Genomic DNA, 21,458 nt, shown 5'->3' with positions numbered 1-21,458 from the left:
AAATCGTCTCCGGCCAGCGTCGGGCGGTCCGCGTGGCGTTCGTTCGGGTGGCGTTTCTCGTGTTAGCGTGGAGTCCCGTGGGTCAATCACGGATTCCGGCGCGCACGGCCACCAAACACATCTTCGTCTCCGGCGGCGTCGCCTCGTCCCTCGGCAAGGGACTTACCGCCTCCAGCCTCGGCCAACTGCTCACCGCGCGCGGACTGCGCGTGACGATGCAGAAGCTCGATCCGTACCTCAATGTCGATCCCGGCACCATGAATCCGTTCCAGCACGGTGAGGTGTTCGTGACCGACGACGGCGCCGAGACCGATCTCGACGTCGGCCACTACGAGCGCTTCCTCGATCGCGACCTGACGCGGGACGCGAATGTGACCACCGGACAGGTGTATTCGTCGGTGATCGCCAAGGAGCGGCGCGGGGAGTACCTCGGCGACACCGTCCAGGTGATCCCGCACATCACCGACGAGATCAAGAGCAGAGTGCTCGCGATGGCCAACCCGGACGCGGACGGGCAGACGCCGGACGTGGTGATCACCGAGATCGGCGGCACCGTGGGCGATATCGAATCCCAGCCGTTCCTCGAGGCGGCCCGCCAGATCCGGCACGAGGTCGGCCGGGAGAACGTCTTCTTCCTGCACGTCACGCTCGTGCCCTATCTCGCGCCCTCCGGTGAGCTCAAGACCAAGCCCACCCAGCATTCGGTGGCCGCGCTGCGCAATATCGGCATCCAGCCCGACGCGCTCATCCTGCGCTGTGACCGCGAGGTGCCGCAGCCGCTGAAGAACAAGATCGCGCTCATGTGTGACGTCGACGTGGACGCCTGCATCTCCACCCCCGACGCGCCCTCGATCTACGACATCCCCCGGGTGCTGCACCGCGAGGGCCTCGACGCCTACGTGGTCCGCAAGCTGGGCCTGCCCTTCCGCGACGTCGACTGGACGGTGTGGGGCGATCTGCTGGACCGGGTGCACAATCCGCGCGAGCACGTGACCGTCGCGCTGGTCGGCAAGTACGTCGACCTGCCCGACGCCTACCTGTCGGTCACCGAGGCGCTGCGCGCGGGCGGATTCGCCGCGCGCGCCAAGGTGCACATCCGCTGGGTGCAGTCCGACGAGTGCGAGACCCCCGCGGGCGCACAGCATCACCTGCGCGATGTGGACGCCGTGCTGATCCCGGGCGGCTTCGGCATCCGCGGCATCGAGGGCAAGGTCGGCGCGATCCGCTACGCCCGCACCCGCGGCATCCCGCTGCTGGGGCTGTGCCTGGGCTTACAGTGCATGGTCATCGAGGCCGCGCGCTCGGTCGGGCTCACCGACGCCAACTCCGCCGAATTCGAGCCGGACACAACGCATCCGGTGATCTCCACCATGGCCGATCAGGAACAGGTCGTGGCCGGGGAGGCCGACCTGGGCGGCACCATGCGGCTCGGCGCGTATCCGGCGGTGCTGGAGCCGGGTTCGGTGGTCGCCACCGCGTACGGCGTCACCGAGGTCTCCGAGCGGCACCGGCACCGATACGAGGTCAACAACGCCTACCGCGACCGGATCGCCGCGAGCGGGCTGCGGTTCAGCGGCACCTCCCCGGACGGGCATCTGGTCGAATTCGTGGAGCTGCCCGCGGACAAGCACCCGTATTTCGTTGCCACGCAGGCACATCCGGAGCTCAAGAGCCGCCCCACCCGCCCGCACCCGCTGTTCGCCGGGCTCATCACCGCCGCCCTGAACTACAAGGCGGCCGAACGGCTTCCGGTGGAGATCCCCGAGGTCGAACTCGACGAGGCGGAGCGGGTCGCGCGGTGAGCGCCCCCGAGAACGCCCCGGGCACACACGATTTCGAGACCGTCGCCAGCCGCACCGTGTACTCGGGCGCGATCCTCGCGTTGCGGCTGGACCAGGTGCGGATGCCCGGCGGGCGGGTCGTCGAACGCGAGGTCATCGAACACCACGGCGCGGTCGCGGTGGCCGCGCTCGACGACGACGGCAATATCGTGCTGATCAACCAGTACCGCCACCCGATCGGCCGCCGCCTGCTCGAACTGCCCGCGGGCCTGCTCGATCAGCAGGGCGAGGATCCGCTCGACGCCGCTCGCCGCGAACTCGCCGAGGAGACCGGGCTGGCCGCCCGCGACTGGTCGGTCCTGGTCGACGTCGCGCTCTCGCCGGGGTTCACCGACGAGGCGCTGCGCATCTATCTCGCCACCGGCCTGCACGAAACCGACCGGCCCGAGCCCGAATTGGAGGAGGCCGACATCGAACTCGTGCGGATGCCGCTCGACGCCGCCGTCGAGGCCGCCCTCTCCGGCGAGATCGTCAACGCGACCGCCGTCGCGGGCGTGCTGGCCCTGTCCACCGCCCGCGCCCGCGCCGTCCCGCTGCGCCCGGCCGACGCTCCGTGGCCGGGTAAGCCGACCGCGTTTTTGGACCGGAAGGCCGCCCAGGGGTAGGTAGGGATTCGCGCGGCTCCGATGCCCCGTGGCCGGTGAGCCGAGCGCGTTCCTGGACCGGGAGGCCGCCCGAAGGTACGCGGGGTCCGCGCGCGGCTCCCACGTCCGGGCGGGCGGGTGGGGTTGGGTGGGCGCTATGGACTTCACTCGGGGTGCGCCGTATCGGATCGGGGTGGAGCCTCGGCCCACGGCGGAGGTGCTGGACGAGTTCCTCGGTGAAATGCGCGGGGAGACACCGTATATCGCGGGATTCCCGGGGAATCTCGACTTCTCCTACAGCCGGTTCGCGGGGCTGCTCGACGTGTTCGCCACCGATGTCGGTGATCCCGACAGCACGGACAAGTCCGGGGTGGGGGTGAAGGATCTGGAGCTGGCGGTGGTCGAGTTCGTGGCGCGGCTGGCCAATGCCGATCCGGGCGGTAGCTACGGATACGTCACCGGCGGCGGGACCGAGGCCAATCTGTTCGGGCTCGACCGCGGCTGTGCGCTGCTGCCCGCCGCCCGCGTGTATTGCGGTGCGGCGACCCATTATTCGGTCCGCAAGAGCGCCCGGCTCATGCGCCGGGAACTGGTCGTCGTGGACTGTGACGCGGCGGGCCGCGTCGACACCGAGGCGCTGGGGCGCGCCTGCGCGGCCGACGCCGGACGCGGGGCGGTCGTGGTGGCGAACATCGGGACCACCATGACCGGCGCGATCGACGACGTGGCGGCGATCGTCGGCGCGGCCGCGGCGGCGGGCCGGGTGTACGTGCATCTCGACGCCGCGCTGAGCGGGCTCGTGCTGCCGTTCACGCCGCTGCGCGACGCGTGGGGCTTCGTCCGGCCCGAGATCGGCAGTCTCACCGTGTGCCTGCACAAGGCCCTCGGCCTGCCGATGCCCGCCGCCGTCGCGCTGTGCCGCGCCGACCTGGTACGGCCCGAGATGACCGGGGAATACGTCGGCGCGGCCGACGCCACCCTCACCGGCTGCCGCGCCGGGGCCGCGATCGCGCTGGCCTGGCACGCCCTGGCGGCCCAGGGGCGCGCCGGTCTGGAACGCCGCGCCCGCGCCGCCCTCGCCACGGCCGAGTACGCCGAGCGTCGGCTCGCCGCCGCCGGACTGCGGCCCGCCCGCCAGCCGTGGTCGCTCACCGTCACCTTCGACCGGCCCGCCGCCTGGGTCTGCCGCAAGTACCACCTCGCCACGGTCGGCGCCCGCGCCCATATCGTCACCGTGTCGCATGTGCGCCCGGAGCTGATCGACGAATTGTGCCGGGACGCCACGACATCCGTTGTGTCCGAAATCCCGCGTTTCGGCAGCAGTCGTGTCGCACCCAACTGACATGATGTGACCGTGGATGCCGCAGGATCGCACCGGGATTCCGCGAGCGTCATGCTGGAGCGGGAGATCGCCGCCTACCTCGATCACCTCACGGTGGAACGGGGTGCGGCGCGCAATACGCTCAGCGCCTACCGGCGCGATCTCGGCCGGTATCGAGAGTTCCTGGCGCGGCGCGGAATCGACGCGCTGGCGGGGGTGAGCGAGAGCGATATCGCAGATTTCGTGATCGCGCTGCGGGCGGGCGGCGACGGCTATCCGCCGTTGGCGGCGAGTTCGGCGGCGCGGGGACTGGTCGCGGTGCGCGGCCTGCACCGGTTCGCCACCGCCGAGGGATACACCGCGGGCGATGTCGCGCATCCGGTGAAACCGCCCACCCCGGCGCGGCGGCTGCCCAAAGCGCTGCCCTACGACCAGATCTCGCGGCTGCTCGACGCCGCGGGCGGGGCCGACGGCGGGCCGCGCGGCCTGCGCGACCGCGCGCTGCTGGAACTGCTCTATTCGACAGGGGCGCGCATCTCCGAGGTCGTCGGCCTCGACGTCGACGACATCGACACCGACGCCCGCTCGGTCGTGTTGCACGGCAAGGGCGGTAAGCAGCGCATGGTTCCCATCGGACGGCCCGCGCTCGCCGCCGTGGACGCCTACCTCGTGCGCGGGCGGCCCGAATTGGCCACGCGCGGGCGGGGAAACGCGGCGCTGTTCCTCAATCATCGCGGCGGCAGGCTCTCCCGGCAGAGCGCGTGGCAGGTGCTCCAGGACGCCGCCGAGCGCGCGGGCATCGGGGCCGCGGTGTCGCCGCACACGCTGCGACACTCCTTCGCCACACATTTGCTCGACGGCGGCGCGGATGTCCGTGTCGTGCAGGAGCTGCTGGGCCACGCGTCGGTCACCACGACCCAGATCTACACCCTCGTCACCGTCACTACCCTGCACGAGGTCTGGGCCACGGCGCATCCGCGGGCCCGCTAGGACACGACGCGCCGACGCGGTGCGGTTTCGCTATTTCTCGATGTTCGCCGGTATGCTGGCCGAGGTTTTGCGTTCCGCTCACCGCTGCGGCGCACTGATGCCACGCTCACATTGCGTGTCCGAGCCGAGGTCTTGCGCTCGGAAGCGGTAGCGTCTATGGGGGTCCAGGTGGCACCGTACGGTGTCATCTGGTTGGGAGCTGCCTCGCTGCGCTCGGCGGGGCAATTGGGCGCAGAACACTGAAGGAGCAGCGGATATGACGACAGCCGGTGCGGCCGAGGAGCCGAGAAGCGCTGCGACAGAACCGCTTTCGGGAAGGTCGGCCCCCCGCATCGAGCAGGCGGCCCAGACACTATGGGAGGCGAAGGACATCGTGGCCGACGGCACCGAGATCGGACCGACCGGTCGGCCTCTGCGTGTCATCCCCGAGCCCCCGCCCGTCTCGCACACCGGCGACGCCGTCGTCATCGCCATGTGCAATCAGAAGGGCGGCGTGGGCAAGACCACCTCCACCATCAACCTCGGCGCCGCCCTCGCCGAATACGGGCGGCGCGTGCTGCTGGTCGATCTCGACCCGCAGGGCGCGCTGTCGGCCGGGCTCGGCGTCGCGCACCACGATCTCGAACTGACCGTGCACAGCCTGCTCATCGGCAATCGCGCCACCGCGGCGGACGTGCTGCTGCACACCAAGGTCGAGGGTCTCGATCTGCTGCCCAGCAATATCGATCTGTCCGCCGCGGAGATCCAGCTCGTCAACGAGGTCGGGCGCGAGCAGACCCTGGGCCGCGCCCTGCGCCCGCTGCTCGGGCAGTACGACTACGTCCTCATCGACTGCCAGCCGTCGCTGGGCCTGCTCACCGTCAACGCGCTGGCCTGCGCCGACGGCGTCATCATTCCGATGGAGTGCGAGTACTTCTCGCTGCGCGGACTGGCCCTGCTCACCGACACCGTGGACAAGGTGCGGGACCGGCTGAACCAGCGCCTGACCCTGTACGGCATCGTGGGCACCATGTTCGATGCGCGGTTACTGCACTCGCGGCAGGTGATGGCACGGGTGGTCGAGGTGTTCGGAGACCTGGTCTACGACACCGTGATCGCCCGCACGGTCCGGTTCCCCGACGCCAGCGTCGCGGGTGAGCCGATCACCACCTGGGCGCCGAAATCCAGTGGCGCCGAAGCCTATCGCGCGATGGCACGGGAAGTCATTCACCGGTCGGGCCGGTGAGCGACAGAACCACCTCAGCGGACGCGGATTCACCGGCTTCGAACACCTTTCATCTGCGACTGGCCAATTTCGAGGGCCCGTTCGATCTGCTGCTCCAACTGATCAGCCAGCGCCGCCTGGACGTCACCGAGGTGGCCCTGCATCAGGTCACCGACGAATTCATCGCCTACACCAAGGCGCTGACCGCGAGCCTGGACCACGACACCGGGCTGCGCGCGGACAAGATCCTGGATCAGACCACCGAATTCCTCGTGGTCGCCGCCACCCTGCTCGACCTCAAGGCCGCGCGGTTGCTGCCCGCGGGCGAGGTCACCGACGAGGAGGATCTGGCGCTGCTCGAGGCGCGCGACCTGCTGTTCGCCCGGCTGCTGCAATATCGGGCGTTCAAGCAGGTGGCCGAGTTGCTGGGGGAACTCGAGCAGGCCGCGCTGCGGCGCTATCCGCGCGCGGTGTCGCTGGAGGAGCGCTACCTGGACCTGCTGCCGGAGGTTACCCTGGGGGTCGACGCCGCCGGGTTCGCCGAGGTGGCCGCGGCGGCGTTCCGGCCCCGCCCGGCGCCGAAAGTGGGGCTGGACCACCTGCACTCACACGCCATCTCGGTGGCCGAGCAGGCCGCGCTCGTGCTGGAGATGCTCAAGAGCCGCGGCGCGGGCGGCTGGACCACCTTCCGCGAGATCTGCGCCGACTGCGCGGTGCCGATCGAGATCGTGGCCCGCTTCCTGGCGTTGCTGGAGCTGTATCGGGGTAAGACGATCGAGTTCGACCAGCCCGACCCGCTCGGGCCACTGGCGGTCAGCTGGCTCGGCGACGCGGCGGGTGAAAACCCAACGCCCACAATCACTATCGAAGAGGACTACGGCTGATGACGGTGGGGACCGGAGTGGAGGGCGCGGACGAGGCGGCCGAGGTCGCCGAGCGGCTCGACGACGCGCGGTTGCGGTCGGCGCTCGAGGCCATGCTGCTCGTGGTCGACGCGCCCGCGCCCGCCGGGCAGCTGGCGGCGGCGCTCGACGACAGCGTGGAACGGGTGGAACGGACGTTGCGGGAGATGTCGGCGGAGTTGTCCGCGCGCGACAGTGGTGTAGATCTCAGATTCGTGGGCGACGGGTGGCGTTTCTATACCCGGACCGCGTACGCGCCGTATGTCGAGCGCATGCTGCTGGACGGTTCGCGGTCCAAACTGACCCGGGCCGCTTTGGAGACTCTGGCGGTGATCGCCTATCGTCAACCGGTTACGCGAGCACGGGTGAGTGCCGTGCGCGGGGTGAACGTCGACGGCGTCATCCGGACCCTGGTGGCCCGCGGCCTCATCGCCGAGTCCGGAACCGATCCGGAGACCAACGGCACCCAGTACGTCACCACCGAGCTGTTCCTGGAACGCATCGGGCTCGCGTCACTGGCGGACCTCCCGCCGCTGGCGCCCCTGCTTCCGGGCGTCGACCTGATCGACGAGATCAACGAGAGCCTGGACACCGATCCCCGGTACACCAGGCTGAAAAAACCCGCCGAGTCGGATATCGACCTCGGCGCCGAGGATTGACAGGACCACGTGAATACACCCGCTCGCCGAGATGGCACACCGGATCGTAGAAAACGTCGGATCGATTCGCCGCAGGGCGGATCGGCCAGTGGGCGCGGCGGGGACCGCGGCCGGGGGGATCGAGGGGGACACGGGGGTTCCGACCGCGGATCCCGCGGCGGCCGAGGCGGATTCGAGCGCGAGGAGCGCGGCGGATACGGCCGCGACGCGCGCGGCGACCGCGGCGGCTTCGATCGAGCGGATCGCGGCGGCACCGGGCGCGGGGGCTACGGCCGTGACGAGCGAGGACGCGGCGGATTCGACCGCGACGCGCGCGGCGGCCGGGGCCGATTCGATCGCGATGACCGGGCCAACTCCGGCCGCGGCGGATTCGACCGTGACGAGCGGACGAGTTACGGCCGGGGCGGGTTCGACCGCGACGAGCGGGCGGGTTACGGCCGGGGCGGCGCCGAGCGTGGGCGCGGTGGGTTCGATCGGGACGATCGGGGCGGATTCGACCGTGGCCGTGGGGGTTTCGAGCGGTCGGGTGGCGGCCGGGCGGGGCAGGAGCGCGGATTCGGTTCGGCGCGTGGGGGTTCCGCGCCGGACCGTGCCGGCGGGCGTGGGGACGGCCGGTCGAGCGGTGGCGGGCGGCCGCCGACCTCGAAGCCCGCGCCGAGCCGCAAACCGCAGCGGCAGCGGCGCGAACAGACCGTGCTCAGCTTCGCGAAACCGGCGCGGCACCAGAACGTCGAACCCGAGGAGACCGGCCCGAAGAAGCTGCCCTGGGGCGAGGGCGAGCGCTTGCAGAAGGTGCTCGCCAAGGCCGGGGTCGCCTCGCGCCGCGCCGCCGAGGAACTCATCGAGCAGGGCCGCGTGGAGGTCGACGGCGTCGTGGTGCGCGAACAGGGCCTGCGCATCGACCCGAACACCGCGGTCGTGCGCGTGGACGGCGTGCGCGTGGTGGTCCGCGACGAACAGGTCTACCTGGCGCTGAACAAGCCCAAGGGCTACCAGTCGACCATGTCCGACGAACTCGGCCGCCCGTGCGTCGGCGATATCGTGGCCGAACGAGTGATGGCCGGGCAGCGCCTGTTCCACGTCGGCCGCCTCGACGCCGAGACCGAGGGCCTGCTGCTCATCACCAACGACGGCGATCTGGCCCACCGGCTCATGCACCCCTCCTTCGAGGTGTCCAAGACCTATCTGGCGACCGTGCACGGCGAGGTCAAGCGCGAGATCGGCAAGCGGCTGCGCGACGGCGTGGAACTCGACGACGGCCCCGCGAAGGTGGACCGGTTCCAGGTGCTCGACCTCGGCGAGGGCCGCTCCCTGGTGAAACTCGTGCTGCACGAGGGCCGCAAGCACATCGTGCGCCGGTTGCTGGCCGCGGTCGGCCATCCGGTGATCGGGCTGGTGCGCACCAATATCGGCCCGGTGGCGCTCGGCGATCAGCGACCGGGCAGCATGCGGGTGCTGGGCCGGGACGAGATCGGGAAGCTTTACGAGGCGGTGTCGTTGTGACAGAGCGGCTGGACAGGGTTATCGGAGACTTCGACGAGGCGGTGGCGCGGTGAACGGTGTGGGGATGCCGGTACGGAACGTTCGAGGAGGCGGCGTGGACGCTGCGCAGATGTCCGGGTCGACGCCGTTGGTCGTCGCCATGGACGGCCCGTCGGGTACCGGCAAGTCGAGCGTCTCGCGTCGCCTGGCGACCCGGCTCGCGGCCCGCTACCTCGACACCGGCGCGATGTACCGGGTGGCGACGCTGCGCGTGCTGCGGGTCGGCGCGGACCTGACCGATCCGGCCGCGATCGCGGTGGCGGTCAAGGATCTGCCGCTGACCATCGGCACCGATCCCAGCCGCGAGCTGATCGAGCTCGACGGCGAGGACGTCTCCGCCGAGATCCGCGGCAATGCCGTCACCAAGGCGGTGTCGGCGGTGTCTGCGGTCCCCGAGGTGCGCGAGCAGCTCGTCGCGACCCAGCGCGAGATCACCGCGGGCGCGGGCCGGATCGTGGTCGAGGGCCGCGACATCGGCACGGTCGTGCTGCCCGACGCCGACGCCAAGATCTATCTGACCGCCTCGGCCGAGGCCCGCGCGCACCGGCGCAATCAGCAGAACATCGCCGAGGGCCGCGGCGACGACTACGCGGCCGTGCTGGCCGATGTGCAGCGCCGCGACACGCTGGACTCCACCCGCGTGGTGTCCCCGCTGCGGCCCGCCGCGGACGCCGTGCTGGTCGACACCAGCGAACTGACCATGGACGAGGTCATCGACGAGCTGTATCGCGTTGTGCGCGAAGCGATTTCGACGGGAGGCGGCCGATGACCCAGGACACCTTCGCCGGGGACGGTATCTGGAGCGACGAAACCGATTGGGAGATCGCCGATCTCGCCGACGACGCGGACGCCGACGACCACGTCGCCATGCCGACGCTGGCCGTCGTCGGCCGCCCGAACGTCGGTAAATCCACGCTGGTGAACCGCATTCTGGGCCGCCGGGAGGCCGTGGTCGAGGACATTCCCGGCGTCACCCGCGACCGCGTCTCCTACGAGGCGAGCTGGGCCGGGCGGCGGTTCCTGGTGCAGGACACCGGCGGCTGGGAACCCGACGCCAAGGGGCTGCAACAGGCCGTCGCGCGGCAGGCCGAGCTGGCCATGCGCACCGCGGACGCGATCCTGCTGGTCGTGGACGTCACCGTCGGCGCGACCGCCACCGACGAGGCGGCCGCGAAGACGTTGCGCCGCTCCAAGACCCCGGTCATCCTGGTCGCCAACAAGGTCGACGGGGAGAAGCTCGAGGCGGAGGCGGCCACGCTGTGGTCGCTGGGGCTGGGCGAGCCGCGCCTGGTCAGCGCCGCGCACGGCCGCGGCACCGGCGATCTGCTCGACGACGTGCTCAAGGTGCTGCCCGAGACCCCGCGCGAGGGCGGCGGCGTGGGCGGCGGTCCGCGCCGGGTCGCGCTGGTCGGCAAGCCGAACGTCGGCAAGTCGAGCCTGCTCAACAAGCTGTCGGGCGATGAGCGCTCGGTGGTGCACGACGTCGCGGGTACCACCGTCGACCCGGTCGACTCGCTGGTCGAATTGGGCGGGCGCCCATGGCGTTTCGTCGACACCGCCGGATTGCGCCGCAAGGTCGCCAATGCCAGCGGCACCGAGTTCTACGCCTCGCTGCGCACCAAATCCGCCATCGAGGCCGCCGAGGTCGCGGTCATGCTCATCGACGCGTCCCAGCCCATCACCGAGCAGGACCTGCGCGTCATCAGCATGGTCGCCGACACCGGCCGCGCCCTGGTCCTCGCGTTCAACAAATGGGATCTGGTCGACGAGGACCGCCGCGAACAACTCGAGCGCGAGATCGACCGCGAACTGGTCCAGGTCCGCTGGGCGCAGCGCGTCAACATCTCCGCGCACACCGGCCGGGCGGTCCAAAAGCTCGTTCCCGCAATGGAAACCGCGCTCGACTCGTGGGACAAGCGCATCCCCACCGGCCGGTTGAACACCTGGCTCAAGGAAGTGGTGGCCGCCACCCCGCCGCCCATGCGCGGCGGTCGGCTGCCCCGGGTCCTGTTCGCCACCCAGGCGGCGACCCGGCCGCCGACGTTCGTGCTGTTCACGACGGGCTTCCTGGAGGCCGGGTATCGGCGATTCCTGGAACGCCGGTTGCGCGAGGAGTTCGGATTCGAGGGTTCCCCCATCCGAATCTCGGTGCGGGTCAGGGAGAAACGCGAACGGAAGTAGGCCGACGGCCCCGGCGGTCTGCGATCATGGGCGGATGAACGAGCACGGAGCGCCGGTGCTGTACGCCATCGTCACCGGATCGCCGATCGCCGGGGATGTGGGGACGCTGGTCGATCTCGCGCGGGGCGACGGGTGGGACGTGTGCGTGGTGGCGTCGCCGTACGGGCGGCGGTTCATCGATGTGGCCGCGCTCGAGGCGCGGACCGGGCATCCGGTGCGCAGCGAGTACAAGATGCCGGGGACGCCGGATGTGCTGCCGCCGCCGGATGCCATGGCGGCGGCGCCGCTGACGTGTAATTCGTTGGCCAAGTGGGCCGTCGGGATCTCGGACACCTTGCCGTTGGGGTTGCTCGTGGAGGGGGTGGGGATGCGGGTGCCGATCGTGGCGGTGCCCGCGTCCAATCGGGCGCAGATCGGATTTCCGCCGCTGCGGGCGGCCGCGCGGAATCTGGGGGAGTGGGGTGTGACGGTGCTGGGGGAGGAGGTGTATCCGCAGCCCGAACCGCGCGCCGGCGGGCATCGGCATTTGTTCCCGTGGGCGGAGGTCTGGCGGGCCGTGCTCGAACATCCCTGGCGCACAGTGTGATTCGAGTCGGGGGCGTCGCTCTCGTCTATTTTCAGTGCCCTACTTTCATATGCGCATCCAAACATTGGAAGCCGACGTGTCGTGAGCGAGAACGTCGCCCCGAAAAAAGGCAGAGAGGGAAGGGGCCTCAGTCCGTGCGCGAGTCGTCCGGAGCGCGGTATTCGATGCCGGTGATGATCTGCGGGCGGATACGGAAGACGCGGTCGTCGGGTCCGGAGATGCCGGGCGGGAACAGGTTTCGGTAGCGGGCGGTGTCGTGCGGGGAGGTGACCGCGTCGGCGGTGCCGGTGACGGTCACGTACCAGCCGAGGCCGGTGCCGGGGTCGATGAGGTCGGCCTCGTAGGTGAGGACCTGGGTGTCCCGGGTGGGCAGGGCGCCGTCGCCGCCGCGGACGATGAGACGGTCGCCGTCGACGATGTGGTCGGCGGGGCTGATGGCGGGTAAGGCGTAGCGGGAGAACACGATTCGGCCCAGTCCGGTGCTGGCGAGCAACCGGAGGGCCGTGGCGTCCGGCAAGGGGAGTCGAACGGGTCGGCGGCTCACGGCGTCGCGGCGCCGTTCCGGGCGGAAGGCGACGACCCGACGAATGCCATGGTTCCTCCCGGAGCTCGGTGGGCGATGCGGGTGCGATAAGGGTATCGACGCCGGTAGGGCGGCGGGAAGGTGATCCAGCCGTCTTGACCGGTACGCCGGTCAGCGCAGGAACGTGAGCAGCGCGTCCGCGAGCGCCTCGGGCGCCTCCTCGGCCATGTGATGTCCGGAGTCGATGCCGTGCCCGCGCACGTCGTCGGCCCAGCCCCGCCAGATGCGCAGCGGGTCGCCGTAGAGCTGTTCCAGATCGTCACGCAGCGACCAGAGAATCAAAGTGGGGCACCGCAATCGGCGTCCGGCGCGATGGTCGGCGCGTTCGTGGTCGGCGTCGAGGAGGATTCCGGCGCGGTAGTCCTCGAGCATGGCGCGGACCACGTCGGGATTCCTTGTGGCGGAGCGGAATTCGGCGTAGTTCTCGGCGCCCATGGTGTCGGGATCGCCGCGATACCAGGCGTCCGGATCGGCGTTGATGACCCGTTCCGGAGTCTCGGGCTGGGCGAAGAAGAACCAGTGCCACCAGCGGGTGGCGAAATCGGTGCTGATGCGGGCGAGATGTTCGCTGATGGGCAGGCAGTCCATCAGCGCGACCCGAGACACGAGATCGGGGTGGTCGAGCGTGAGCCGCAGGGCGACATAACTGCCGCGGTCGTGTCCGGCGAGCGCGAAGCGGGTGTGTCCGAGGGTGTGCATGACAGCCGCCATGTCCGCGGCCATCGCCCGTTTCGTATATCCGGCGTGGTCGGCGGTGAACGCGGGGCCGCGGGACTGCCCGTAGCCGCGCAGGTCGGGGCAGACGACGGTGTATCCGCGCGAAACCAGTTGCGGCGCAACGCGATGCCAGGTGGCCGAGGTGCGCGGGTGCCCGTGCAGCAGCAGGATCGCGGGGCCGTCGCCGCCGTGGCGGACGAAGATGTCGGATTCGGCGAGGCGCACCCGTTCGGTGGCGAAGTCCTCGAACATCTCAGGCGGACGGTTCGCTCGGTTCGTCGAGCCGGGCGCGTAACCGTTCGCGGACCTGTTCGGGGGTGTACGCCTGGCGTTTGCGTTGGTCCCACACGATGACGACCCCGGTCGCCGCGACGCCCGCCGCCCCGGCCAGGCCCAATATCTTCCACCAGCGCATGCCCCTAGGCTAGACGGGTGCCACGGGAAGCGCCCTCGAGTATCGGTCTGGACGACGCGGTGGAGTTGACGCGGACGGGGGATCTGTGGTTGTTCCGCGGACATTCCACCGCCGATCGCGCGATTCGCGGCCTGACCAACAGTCCGGTCAATCACGTCGGGATGGCGGTCGTCGTCGACGATCTGCCCGCGCTCATGTGGCACGCCGAACTCGGGCGCACCCTGCCGGACCTGTGGTCGGGCACCAATCATCGTGGCGCGCAACTGCACGATCTGCGGGCGGCGGTGCTGCGCTGGACGCGCGAGTACGGGCAGCAGGCGTGGTTGCGGCAGCTGGATCGGCCGGTGACGCGGGCGATGGAGGACGCGGCGCTGCGGACGGTCGCACGGTTGGACGGGATGCCGTTCCCGTCGACGAGCGCGCTGGCGGGTCGCTGGTTCCTGGGCCGGGTGCCGGTGCCGCGGCGGCCGCGGCGGGGCGATCTCGGACTGGAGAACGCGTATTGCGCGGAGATCGTGGCGATGACGTATCAGTCGATGGGTCTGCTGCCGAGCGAGCGCCCGAATCGCTATGACCCGGGCAGCTTTTGGAGCGGCGACCATCTGCGGCTGGCCGAGGGGTACGGCCTCGGCGGGGAGATCGCGGTGACCGTTCCCGACGACAGCGGCGCCCGGTGACCGTGCGTCCGGCGGCGGCTCACGCGCCGAACAGCCGCTCGAACAGGCGTTCCCCCTCGAGCAGGAGTAGGAACAGGTCGTAGTAAACCGTGAGCATAGTGATCAAGTGTCCTACTCCCGGCCCGGATTTGTCGCGGGACCGATGTCGGCGAGCAGATCGGTGAGCCGATCGGCGGCCATGGGGTGATGGAAGTGCCAGCCCTGGGCGGTGTCGCAGCCGAGGCCGAGCAGGCGATCGGCCTGATGGGGGGTCTCCACGCATTCGGCGGTGACGGTCAGGCCCAGGGCGTGGCTGAGGTCGACGATGGTCTCGAGCACCAGCAGGTCCCCGCGGTCCGCGCTCGACGAGGCGCGGATGCGGTGAATGAACTGTCCGGCCAGTTTCACCACGTGCAGCGGTAGCTGGCCGAGGTAGGCGAGGTTCGAATAGCCGGTGCCGAAGTCGTCGATGGCGATGCGCACCCCGGCGTCGGCGAGATCCCGCAACGCCTGTAACGGGCGTCCGCTGGTGTGCATGAACGCGCTCTCGGTGAGTTCGAGTTGCAGTTGTTCGGGCGCGATTCCGGTGTCGCACATGATCGTCTGCACCCGGCCGAGCCAGGCGGGATCGGCGACCTCGGCGGCGGAGACGTTGACGCTGACGACCGGTGTCCGGTCGCCGAACTTGTCGTACCAGCCGCGGCCGTCGCGGCACGCCTGTTCGAGCACCATGGTGCCGAGCGCGGCGATGTGTCCGGCGTCCTCGGCCAGATCGATGAACCGAGTAGGGGTCAGCACGCCCAGTTCCGGATGTCGCCACCGCACCAGGGCTTCCACCGCGACGGGCAGTTCGTCGGCGAGGTTGACGATGGGCTGGTAGTCGAGGAAGAACTCGCCCCGGGTGACCGCGGCGGGCAGGGCGGCGGTCAGTTCGGCGCGGGTGTGCTCGCGGCGGCGGCGGTCCGGATCGAACACCGCGAAGCGGCCGCGGCCGCCGGTCTTGGCCCAGTACATGGTCGTGTCGGCGGCCTGGAGCAGGGTGTCGGTGGTGTCGTAGCCGGGTTGTTCGGTCATCACGCCGATGCTCGCGGTCACGGTGAGGCGGTGGCCGCGGATCTCGAACGGTTCGGCGAAGGCGGCGAGCACCGTGCGGGCCAGGGCGGCCAGTTCCGCGGTGCCGGTGGTCGCGGGCACCAGGATGACGAATTCGTCGCCGCCCATGCGGGCCACCAGGCGGTCCGGTTCGCGCACGCAGTCGCGCAGCCGGTTCGCGGCCCGCACGAGCAGTTCGTCGCCGAGGGCGTGGCCGAAGGTGTCGTTGACGGTCTTGAAATGGTCGAGGTCGATGTAGCACAGGCCGATTCGGCCCGCCGGGTCGGCGAAGGCGCTGTGCAGCGCGTCGAAGAAGCGGGAGCGGTTGGCCAGTCCGGTCAGCGGGTCGTGGTGGGCGCGGTAGTTCAGGCGTTCGCGCAGGGCGCGCTGTTCGGAGATGTCCTCGACGAGGATGAGGGTGTACTGCGGGGCGCCGTGTTCGTCGCGGATGAGCGAGACGTTGATGTTGGTCCACACGGTGTGGCCGTCGCGGTGCAGGTACGCCTTCTCCAGTTGGACGTTGTCCTGCTCGCCGCCGATCAGGCCGCCGTAGCGGTTCCACATGTCGGGCGGGTCGTCGGGGTGGGTGAGGTCGGTGACGGCGAGGGCGCACATCTGCTCGGGGGTGTAGCCGAGCATGCGCGCGAAGGCGGCGTTCACCTCGATGATGCGTCCGGTCATATCGGACAGGCCGGTGCCGATTCCGGCCTGCGCGAACACCGCTCGCAGCCGGGCCTCGCTGGCGCGCAGCCGATCCTCCACGAGGCGGCGCGCGGTGATGTCGGCGCGGCGCACGCTCTCCTGTTCGGCCAGCAGCCAGGCCCGGAACGCGCGCAGGTAGCCCGCCGCGAACGAACCGAGCAGTTCGGCCGAATGTGTCCGGGGCACACCGGTTTCGGCGAACCAGTCGCTGAGCACGGTGACGCTGCGGCCGAGCACCTCGTCGCCCACGAAGTGCGCCGCCGCGAGTGCCGCGCCGACCTCGGCCACCCGGGCGGTGCCGCCGGTGGCCGCGGCCACGAGCAGATCGGCGGCCAGCCCCGTCAGCAGGTGTCGCACCTCGGCCGCGCTGAGCGGAACCACGTGATCGCGTGTCCCGCCGCCGAGCGCGGCCGCCCACCGCTCGGCCAGTTCGGCGTGCGGGCCGTCGATTTCGGACCCATCCCACGCCATGACGATGCATCGTAGCCCGATGATCGCGGATGTGTGAACGGCAAACATTTCGAAAGTTCCTCGAATACGATTGCGATGCTTCGCCTTCCGGGCGGGCGAATCGCGCAGAGAGGTTCTCATGACCAGACCGAGTTGGGCGCCGGAGGGCATCGACCTGGACCGTCCCAGCGCCTCCCGGGTTTACGACTATTTCGTCGGCGGGATGCACAATTTCGAGATCGATCGGATGCTCGCCCGTCAGATCGAGCAGTTCACCCCCGATGTGGCCGAGACCATGCGCGCCAACCGGGATCTGTTGCGGCGCTGCGTGCGGTTCCTGGTCGACGCGGGTATCGATCAGTTCCTCGATCTCGGTTCGGGCATACCGACCGTCGGGAATGTGCACGAGGTGGCGCAGTCGCGCAACCCGGAATCCAAAGTGGTGTATGTGGATATCGATCCGGTGGCCGTCGCGCACAGTCGGGCGATTCTGGACGGAAACGACAACGCGATCGTGGTGCAGGCGGATGTGGCTGCGCCCGAGGCGATTCTGGCCGATCCCGCGGTGACGGGGTTGCTGGATTTGAACCGACCGGTCGCTGTTTTGTTGCTGGGCGTCCTGCATTTCGTTCCCGACGAGGCGGATCCGGGCGCGGGGGTGCGGCGGTTGCAGGAGCGGGTGGTGTCGGGCAGCTATCTGGCGATCACGCATGCCACCTCCGACGGGCAGCCCGCCGAGGTGCTCGAGGCGCAGAAGCTGTCGGGGCGCACCTCGACCGAGATCGTGTTGCGGAGCAAGGACGAGATCGCCGCCTACTTCCACGACTGGCCGCTGATCGAACCCGGCTTGGTGCCGTTGCCGTTGTGGCGCCCGGAGAATCCCGGCGACGTCGGCGAGCGGCCCGAAGCCTCCGGCGCGTACGGCGGGGTGGCCCGGAAGCCGTGAATCCCGCTGCGCGGCACGGCGACGCCGGTAAGGTGTGGGCGCCCGTAACTCTTGAAAGGATTGTGGTGCGTACACCTCTACTGATGATCGCCTTCGGCGCCGCCCTGGCCGCCGGTGCGACGACCGCCGCCGCGGCGGGACCCGTGCCGACCCTCGCGTCGCCGATCTCGGAGCCGATCCTCGTCGGCACCGATGGGGACGGTCAGTCCCAGGCGCTGACCGTCGGGCAGGAGCTCGCGGTCGCGCTGCCGGACAACCCGTCCACCGGCTACCAGTGGCAGCTGCGCGAGGTCGACCAGAACGTGCTGGCGCAGGAGGGTGACCCGCAGTTCCGTCCCGGCGCGAACCCGATGCCCGGCTCGCCCGGCACCGTGGTGTGGACCTTCACGGCCGCTTCCCCTGGTGCGACGAAGTTGACGTTGGTGTCGGTGCGGCCGTGGGAGCAGGGTGCGGCTCCGGCGCAGCAGTTCTCGTTGAATGTGACCGTGCGCTGATCTCGTTCGTGTCGGCCGGACCCCTCGCCTGTCTTCGGGTGGGGGGTTCGGTTGGTTTCGGGACGTTCGGGGCTCGGAGTCGAAACGGCTGCGGGTGGGGGGCTTTCGGGGGACAATCGTGAAATGTCCGCGCCCGCAACGGATTCACCCGAGGCGCCCGGTGGGTTGCCGCTGCTGGGGCACGCGCTGCGGCTGCGCGACGATCCGATCGGTTGGTTCGAATCCCTGCGCGCGGTGGGCGATGTGGTGCGGATCCGGATCGGGCCGCAGCGGGCGTATGTGATCACCTCGACCGCGGTGGCGCACGAGCTGTTCGTCGCCAAGTACCGGTCGTTCGACAAGGGCGTGGCGGTGGAGCATTTCCGCGACGTCTTCGGTCAGGGGCTGCTCAGCTCCGACGGCGAAACGCATCGGCTGCATCGGCTGTTGCTGCAACCGGCGTTCCATCGGGAGCGGCTCGCGGAGTACCTGACGATCATGCGCGAGCAGGTCGCCGAGCACACGCGGTCGTGGCGCGCCGGGCAGATCCTCGACGCGCGCATCGCGATGACGGCCATCACGCTCGGCGTCGTCGCGCGGGCCATCACCTCCGCGCCCGTCGCCGACGAGTTGGCCGCCGAGGTGCAGCAGCGATTGCCGCGCATGCTGGAGCTGTCCTACCGGCGGGCCATGAGCCCGCTGCCGGTGCTGAATCGCCTTCCGCTGCCGCGCAATCGGGAGTGGCGGGAACTGGTCGCGCGGCTGCATCCGCTGGTCGATCGGGTGATCGCGGACTATCGGCGCGATGACACCCGTCGGGGTGACCTGTTGAGCATGATGCTGGCGGCGCGGGAGGGCTCGAACGCCTTGTCCGACAGCGTGATTCACGATCAGATCGTGACGTTCCTGCTGGCCGGGACGGAGACGACGGCGACGGGGCTGACGTGGTTGTTCGTCCTGCTGAGCGAGCATCCCGAGGTGGCGGATCGGGTGGTGGGTGAGCTACGGGAGGTGCTGGGGGAGCGGCCGATCGAGCCCGCGGATCTGGTGCGGCTGCCGTACACGACCCGTGTCATCGATGAGGCGCTGCGGCACAGCCCGCCCATCTGGTTGATCACACGCCGGGCGGTCGAGGATGTCACGCTGGGCGGCCATCTCGTTCCCGAGGGCGCCTCTGTCCTGTTGAGCCCGTACCTGACCGGGCACGACCCGGAACTCATCGATGATCCGGACGCCTTCGATCCCGATCGCTGGGAGCGGGTCGGCAACTCCCTGCGCCAAGCCGCGCTGCCGTTCGGGGGCGGCCCGCGCAAATGCATCGGCGACACCTTCGCGGTCACCGAGATCACGGTAGTGCTGTCGGAGGTGTTGCGGCGGTGGCGGATTCGGGTGGCGCCGGGGGCCGTGGTCACGCCGGAGGCGGGGATGACGTATTTCCCGAAGGGGATGCGGTTCGTGGTGGAGGGGCGGGAGTAGGGACCGCGGCGCGCCGAGCTTTCCTGACCCCGGCGCGCCGAGCTTTCCCTGTACCGCGGCGCGCCGAGCTTTCCCTGTACCCCGGCATGCTCTTCGCCGGGGTGCTTCCATGGAGGGGTGACCTTGTTCGTGGGCACCTCTGGGTGGCAGTACCGGGACTGGCGGGATGTGCTGTATCCGGCGGGGCTGCCGCAGCGGCTGTGGCTCGAGCAGTACGCGGCCGGGTTCGCGACGGTGGAGAGCAATAACGCGTTCTATCGGCTGCCGAGTCGGGAGGTGTTCGCGGCGTGGCGGGAGCGGACGCCGGGGGATTTCGTGGTCGCGGTGAAGGCGAGCCGGTTCCTGACGCACATCAAGCGGTTGCGGGAGCCGGAGGAGCCGGTGCGGCGGTTGCTGGATCATGCCGCGGGACTGGGGGATCGGCTCGGGCCGGTGCTGTTGCAGCTGCCGCCGACCTTGCAGGTCGACGCGGGGTTGCTCGACGAGTGCCTGGCGTGTTTCCCGAGCGCGGTGCGGGTGGCGGTCGAGCCGCGGCACGAATCCTGGTGGACGCCCGCCGTGCGGGAGGTGCTCGAGCGGCGGCGGGCCACGCTGTGCTGGGCCGATGTGCGCGCGAAACCGGTTGCCCCGCTGTGGCGGACCGCCGAATGGGGGTATCTGCGGCTGCACTCGGGGCGCGAACAGCATCCGCCGCGATATCGGAAACAGGTGCTGGCGACGTGGGTCGAGCGGCTCGCCGCGGAATGGGACGACCGGCACGACGTGTTCGTCTACTTCAACAACGATCCGGGCGGCGCGGCGGTGCACGACGCGGTCGTGTTCGCCCGCCTCGCCGCGGAGGCGGGCGCGACGGTCACCCGCACCCCGGCGCTGCCCGCTCCGCTGCTGGTCGAAAAGTCTTGACTACCAGACGAATTCGGGTGTCAGCCCCCACTGTTCGAACTCCTCGACGACCAGCGGCGCGAGGGGTGTGGTGGCGGGCAGCGGGGGCTGGAAGGTGAGGTAGGTCGTGTCGGGGGTGGTCTGGACGAAGACCCGCACGCTGTGGTTGTAGGGCTTGTGCAGCAGGGCGGTCGAGGGGATCCACGCGCGGGTCGCGAACGCGCGGGCCGGGCCGAGCGCGCCGGGCATCGCCTCGGGCATCGGGCCGATATTGGACACGATCGCGTCCGGACCCACCGCGAGCACGTTCGGCGGCCCGGCCTTGGCGTAGGCGGCCTTGCTGCGGGTGCGGACCTCGGCGAGATCGGTGTAGCGGGCGCCCGCCGCGAGCGGCAGGGTGAACTCGGCCAGGTCGACCATATTGCCGGTCCCGACCTCTGCGCCCGCGCGGCTGCTCACCCAGGACGCGACCCGTAGCTCTCCCGTAGGCCGCCCGCGCAAGGCGTGCGCGAGGTTGGTGACGACGGTGGTCACCAGGCCGGTCGCGGTGCCGCCGTACTCCTGCGCGCTCGCCCGCAACGTCGCGGCGTCGAGCGCCACGATCGCGGGCAGCCGGGCCGCCAGCGGTCCGCCGTCGGTATTGCGGGCCGCGCGCCGGGCCATGCGCCGCAGCAGCGCCCCGCCGGGCAGCAGCAGGGCTGCGTATTTCGCGGCGTCGGCGAGTTCGCGGGCGAGTCCCGGCGGGGTCGCCTCGGGCGCGGTCTGCGAGGCGTCGCCGCGCGCGGCGAGATCGATTGCCGCGAAGAGGCCCTGACCGTCGGTGATCGCGTGCGAAACCAGCAGCGACACAAGCGATTCCCCATTGTCGAGCTCGGTCGCCGACAAGTCCCAGCCGCGGCCCGAGGCCAGATCCAGCGCGACCGCGGCCCGCTCCTCGAGCCAGCGCACCGCGTCGGCGGCGGGTCGCGGCGCGGACTCGACGGCGATCGGATAGTCGTGCGCGCTGCGCGACCAGTACGGGCGGGCGCCCGGCACCCGCGCCGCCACCAGCCGCCGGGTCAGCGGTCCGTCGATCAGTCCCTGCCGCAATGCCGCGAGCCGCTCCCGGTCCAGCGGCTCGCGCAGCCACCACGCCGTCTGGATCGGGGCGGACACCATGAACGGCATCGCCACCGCCTCGGTCGCCTTCAGCCGGGCCTGGGACGCCGAAACACGCTGTGCCGCTTGCGAAACCGTTGCCGTCATCGAACTGTGCC

General features: G+C 70.3%; 21 protein-coding genes. 16 read left to right on the top strand and 5 right to left on the bottom strand.

Translation table 11 applies throughout. From position 1 onward, the window contains the following. The first annotated feature begins 77 nt into the window (after window positions 1–77). From ACFYTQ_RS24640 to ACFYTQ_RS24590, 11 genes are all read left to right on the top strand, one after another. A complete protein-coding gene (locus tag ACFYTQ_RS24640; RefSeq protein ID WP_387365333.1) occupies window positions 78–1,802 on the top strand; it encodes a CTP synthase in 1,725 nt (574 codons plus the stop codon). Then, on the top strand, window positions 1,799–2,446 hold the full coding sequence (locus ACFYTQ_RS24635; RefSeq protein ID WP_387365330.1) for an NUDIX domain-containing protein: 648 nt from the start codon (window positions 1,799–1,801) through the stop codon (window positions 2,444–2,446). The genes ACFYTQ_RS24640 and ACFYTQ_RS24635 overlap by 4 nt, the downstream gene beginning before the upstream one ends. Before the next feature lie 136 nt (window positions 2,447–2,582). Further along, window positions 2,583–3,767, top strand: a complete 1,185-nt coding sequence (locus tag ACFYTQ_RS24630) for an aminotransferase class I/II-fold pyridoxal phosphate-dependent enzyme (RefSeq protein WP_387365327.1) — start codon at window positions 2,583–2,585, stop codon at window positions 3,765–3,767. Window positions 3,768–3,818: 51 nt separating this feature from the next. Continuing rightward, window positions 3,819–4,736, top strand: a complete 918-nt coding sequence (gene xerD, locus ACFYTQ_RS24625; protein WP_387365434.1) for a site-specific tyrosine recombinase XerD — start codon at window positions 3,819–3,821, stop codon at window positions 4,734–4,736. 256 nt (window positions 4,737–4,992) lie between these two features. After that, window positions 4,993–5,961, top strand: coding sequence for a ParA family protein (locus ACFYTQ_RS24620; RefSeq protein ID WP_387365324.1), 969 nt, complete (start codon window positions 4,993–4,995; stop codon window positions 5,959–5,961). Beyond that, window positions 5,958–6,824, top strand: coding sequence for a segregation and condensation protein A (locus tag ACFYTQ_RS24615; protein ID WP_387365322.1), 867 nt, complete (start codon window positions 5,958–5,960; stop codon window positions 6,822–6,824). The genes ACFYTQ_RS24620 and ACFYTQ_RS24615 overlap by 4 nt, the downstream gene beginning before the upstream one ends. After that, complete coding sequence (gene scpB / locus ACFYTQ_RS24610) at window positions 6,824–7,501, top strand: SMC-Scp complex subunit ScpB (protein ID WP_387365320.1); 678 nt, start codon at window positions 6,824–6,826, stop codon at window positions 7,499–7,501. Before ACFYTQ_RS24615 ends, scpB begins: the two co-directional genes overlap by 1 nt. A gap of 9 nt (window positions 7,502–7,510) precedes the next feature. Continuing rightward, window positions 7,511–9,004, top strand: a complete 1,494-nt coding sequence (locus ACFYTQ_RS24605) for a pseudouridine synthase (protein WP_387365317.1) — start codon at window positions 7,511–7,513, stop codon at window positions 9,002–9,004. 109 nt (window positions 9,005–9,113) lie between these two features. Then, on the top strand, window positions 9,114–9,812 hold the full coding sequence (cmk, locus tag ACFYTQ_RS24600) for a (d)CMP kinase (protein WP_387365431.1): 699 nt from the start codon (window positions 9,114–9,116) through the stop codon (window positions 9,810–9,812). Next, window positions 9,809–11,224, top strand: a complete 1,416-nt coding sequence (gene der / locus ACFYTQ_RS24595; RefSeq protein ID WP_387365314.1) for a ribosome biogenesis GTPase Der — start codon at window positions 9,809–9,811, stop codon at window positions 11,222–11,224. Before cmk ends, der begins: the two co-directional genes overlap by 4 nt. 34 nt (window positions 11,225–11,258) lie before the next feature. Beyond that, the gene (locus tag ACFYTQ_RS24590) at window positions 11,259–11,810 is read left to right on the top strand and encodes a flavoprotein (protein ID WP_387365311.1); all 552 of its coding nucleotides are present in this window, start codon (window positions 11,259–11,261) and stop codon (window positions 11,808–11,810) included. A gap of 127 nt (window positions 11,811–11,937) precedes the next feature. Here ACFYTQ_RS24590 and ACFYTQ_RS24585 read toward each other — a convergent pair whose 3' ends face one another. From ACFYTQ_RS24585 to ACFYTQ_RS24575, 3 genes are all read right to left on the bottom strand, one after another. Next, window positions 11,938–12,354 (bottom strand): pyridoxamine 5'-phosphate oxidase family protein, encoded by a 417-nt coding sequence (locus ACFYTQ_RS24585; RefSeq protein ID WP_387365308.1) that lies wholly within the window; start codon window positions 12,352–12,354, stop codon window positions 11,938–11,940. 150 nt (window positions 12,355–12,504) lie between these two features. Then, on the bottom strand, window positions 12,505–13,362 hold the full coding sequence (locus tag ACFYTQ_RS24580) for an alpha/beta fold hydrolase (protein WP_387365305.1): 858 nt from the start codon (window positions 13,360–13,362) through the stop codon (window positions 12,505–12,507). A gap of 1 nt (window position 13,363) precedes the next feature. Continuing rightward, the gene (locus ACFYTQ_RS24575; RefSeq protein ID WP_387365303.1) at window positions 13,364–13,525 is read right to left on the bottom strand and encodes a hypothetical protein; all 162 of its coding nucleotides are present in this window, start codon (window positions 13,523–13,525) and stop codon (window positions 13,364–13,366) included. 17 nt (window positions 13,526–13,542) lie between these two features. Here ACFYTQ_RS24575 and ACFYTQ_RS24570 point away from each other — a divergent pair, with 17 nt between their 5' ends. After that, entirely contained in the window at window positions 13,543–14,202 is a 660-nt protein-coding gene (locus ACFYTQ_RS24570) for a hypothetical protein (RefSeq protein WP_387365300.1), read from the top strand. A gap of 111 nt (window positions 14,203–14,313) precedes the next feature. Here ACFYTQ_RS24570 and ACFYTQ_RS24565 read toward each other — a convergent pair whose 3' ends face one another. Next, complete coding sequence (locus ACFYTQ_RS24565) at window positions 14,314–16,446, bottom strand: putative bifunctional diguanylate cyclase/phosphodiesterase (RefSeq protein WP_387365297.1); 2,133 nt, start codon at window positions 16,444–16,446, stop codon at window positions 14,314–14,316. Window positions 16,447–16,564: 118 nt separating this feature from the next. Here ACFYTQ_RS24565 and ACFYTQ_RS24560 point away from each other — a divergent pair, with 118 nt between their 5' ends. The 4 genes from ACFYTQ_RS24560 (at window position 16,565) to ACFYTQ_RS24545 (ending at window position 20,223) form a co-directional block, all read left to right on the top strand. After that, complete coding sequence (locus ACFYTQ_RS24560; RefSeq protein ID WP_387365294.1) at window positions 16,565–17,371, top strand: SAM-dependent methyltransferase; 807 nt, start codon at window positions 16,565–16,567, stop codon at window positions 17,369–17,371. A gap of 65 nt (window positions 17,372–17,436) precedes the next feature. Beyond that, a complete protein-coding gene (locus tag ACFYTQ_RS24555) occupies window positions 17,437–17,865 on the top strand; it encodes a protease inhibitor I42 family protein (protein WP_387365291.1) in 429 nt (142 codons plus the stop codon). Window positions 17,866–17,988: 123 nt separating this feature from the next. Beyond that, complete coding sequence (locus tag ACFYTQ_RS24550) at window positions 17,989–19,320, top strand: cytochrome P450 (protein WP_387365288.1); 1,332 nt, start codon at window positions 17,989–17,991, stop codon at window positions 19,318–19,320. Between the two features lie 117 nt (window positions 19,321–19,437). After that, window positions 19,438–20,223 carry a DUF72 domain-containing protein gene (locus tag ACFYTQ_RS24545; protein ID WP_387365285.1) on the top strand — a complete coding sequence of 262 codons (786 nt, stop codon included), beginning with the start codon at window positions 19,438–19,440 and terminating at the stop codon, window positions 20,221–20,223. On the opposite strand, the gene ACFYTQ_RS24540 is transcribed toward ACFYTQ_RS24545, so the two are convergent. Next, a complete protein-coding gene (locus tag ACFYTQ_RS24540) occupies window positions 20,224–21,447 on the bottom strand; it encodes a hypothetical protein (RefSeq protein ID WP_387365282.1) in 1,224 nt (407 codons plus the stop codon). It lies immediately after the preceding gene. Window positions 21,448–21,458: the final 11 nt, after the last annotated feature.

The sequence above is a fragment of the Nocardia sp. NPDC004068 genome, from assembly GCF_042874315.1.
GTDB lineage: Bacteria > Actinomycetota > Actinomycetes > Mycobacteriales > Mycobacteriaceae > Nocardia.
The sequence above is the reverse complement of the archived record's forward strand: the minus strand, read 5'-3'. Positions and strand labels throughout refer to the sequence as shown.

Excerpts from the sequence above, each read along its gene's own strand:
- der (WP_387365314.1), top strand. The coding sequence starts at position 9,809 with ATGACCCAGGACACCTTCGCCGGGGACGGTATCTGGAGCGACGAAACC.
- ACFYTQ_RS24575 (WP_387365303.1), bottom strand. The coding sequence starts at position 13,525 with ATGCGCTGGTGGAAGATATTGGGCCTGGCCGGGGCGGCGGGCGTCGCG.
- ACFYTQ_RS24580 (WP_387365305.1), bottom strand. The coding sequence starts at position 13,362 with ATGTTCGAGGACTTCGCCACCGAACGGGTGCGCCTCGCCGAATCCGAC.
- ACFYTQ_RS24620 (WP_387365324.1), top strand. The coding sequence starts at position 4,993 with ATGACGACAGCCGGTGCGGCCGAGGAGCCGAGAAGCGCTGCGACAGAA.
- ACFYTQ_RS24630 (WP_387365327.1), top strand. The coding sequence starts at position 2,583 with ATGGACTTCACTCGGGGTGCGCCGTATCGGATCGGGGTGGAGCCTCGG.
- ACFYTQ_RS24540 (WP_387365282.1), bottom strand. The coding sequence starts at position 21,447 with ATGACGGCAACGGTTTCGCAAGCGGCACAGCGTGTTTCGGCGTCCCAG.
- ACFYTQ_RS24590 (WP_387365311.1), top strand. The coding sequence starts at position 11,259 with ATGAACGAGCACGGAGCGCCGGTGCTGTACGCCATCGTCACCGGATCG.
- ACFYTQ_RS24560 (WP_387365294.1), top strand. The coding sequence starts at position 16,565 with ATGACCAGACCGAGTTGGGCGCCGGAGGGCATCGACCTGGACCGTCCC.
- cmk (WP_387365431.1), top strand. The coding sequence starts at position 9,114 with ATGTCCGGGTCGACGCCGTTGGTCGTCGCCATGGACGGCCCGTCGGGT.
- ACFYTQ_RS24565 (WP_387365297.1), bottom strand. The coding sequence starts at position 16,446 with ATGGCGTGGGATGGGTCCGAAATCGACGGCCCGCACGCCGAACTGGCC.
- ACFYTQ_RS24550 (WP_387365288.1), top strand. The coding sequence starts at position 17,989 with ATGTCCGCGCCCGCAACGGATTCACCCGAGGCGCCCGGTGGGTTGCCG.
- scpB (WP_387365320.1), top strand. The coding sequence starts at position 6,824 with ATGACGGTGGGGACCGGAGTGGAGGGCGCGGACGAGGCGGCCGAGGTC.
- xerD (WP_387365434.1), top strand. The coding sequence starts at position 3,819 with ATGCTGGAGCGGGAGATCGCCGCCTACCTCGATCACCTCACGGTGGAA.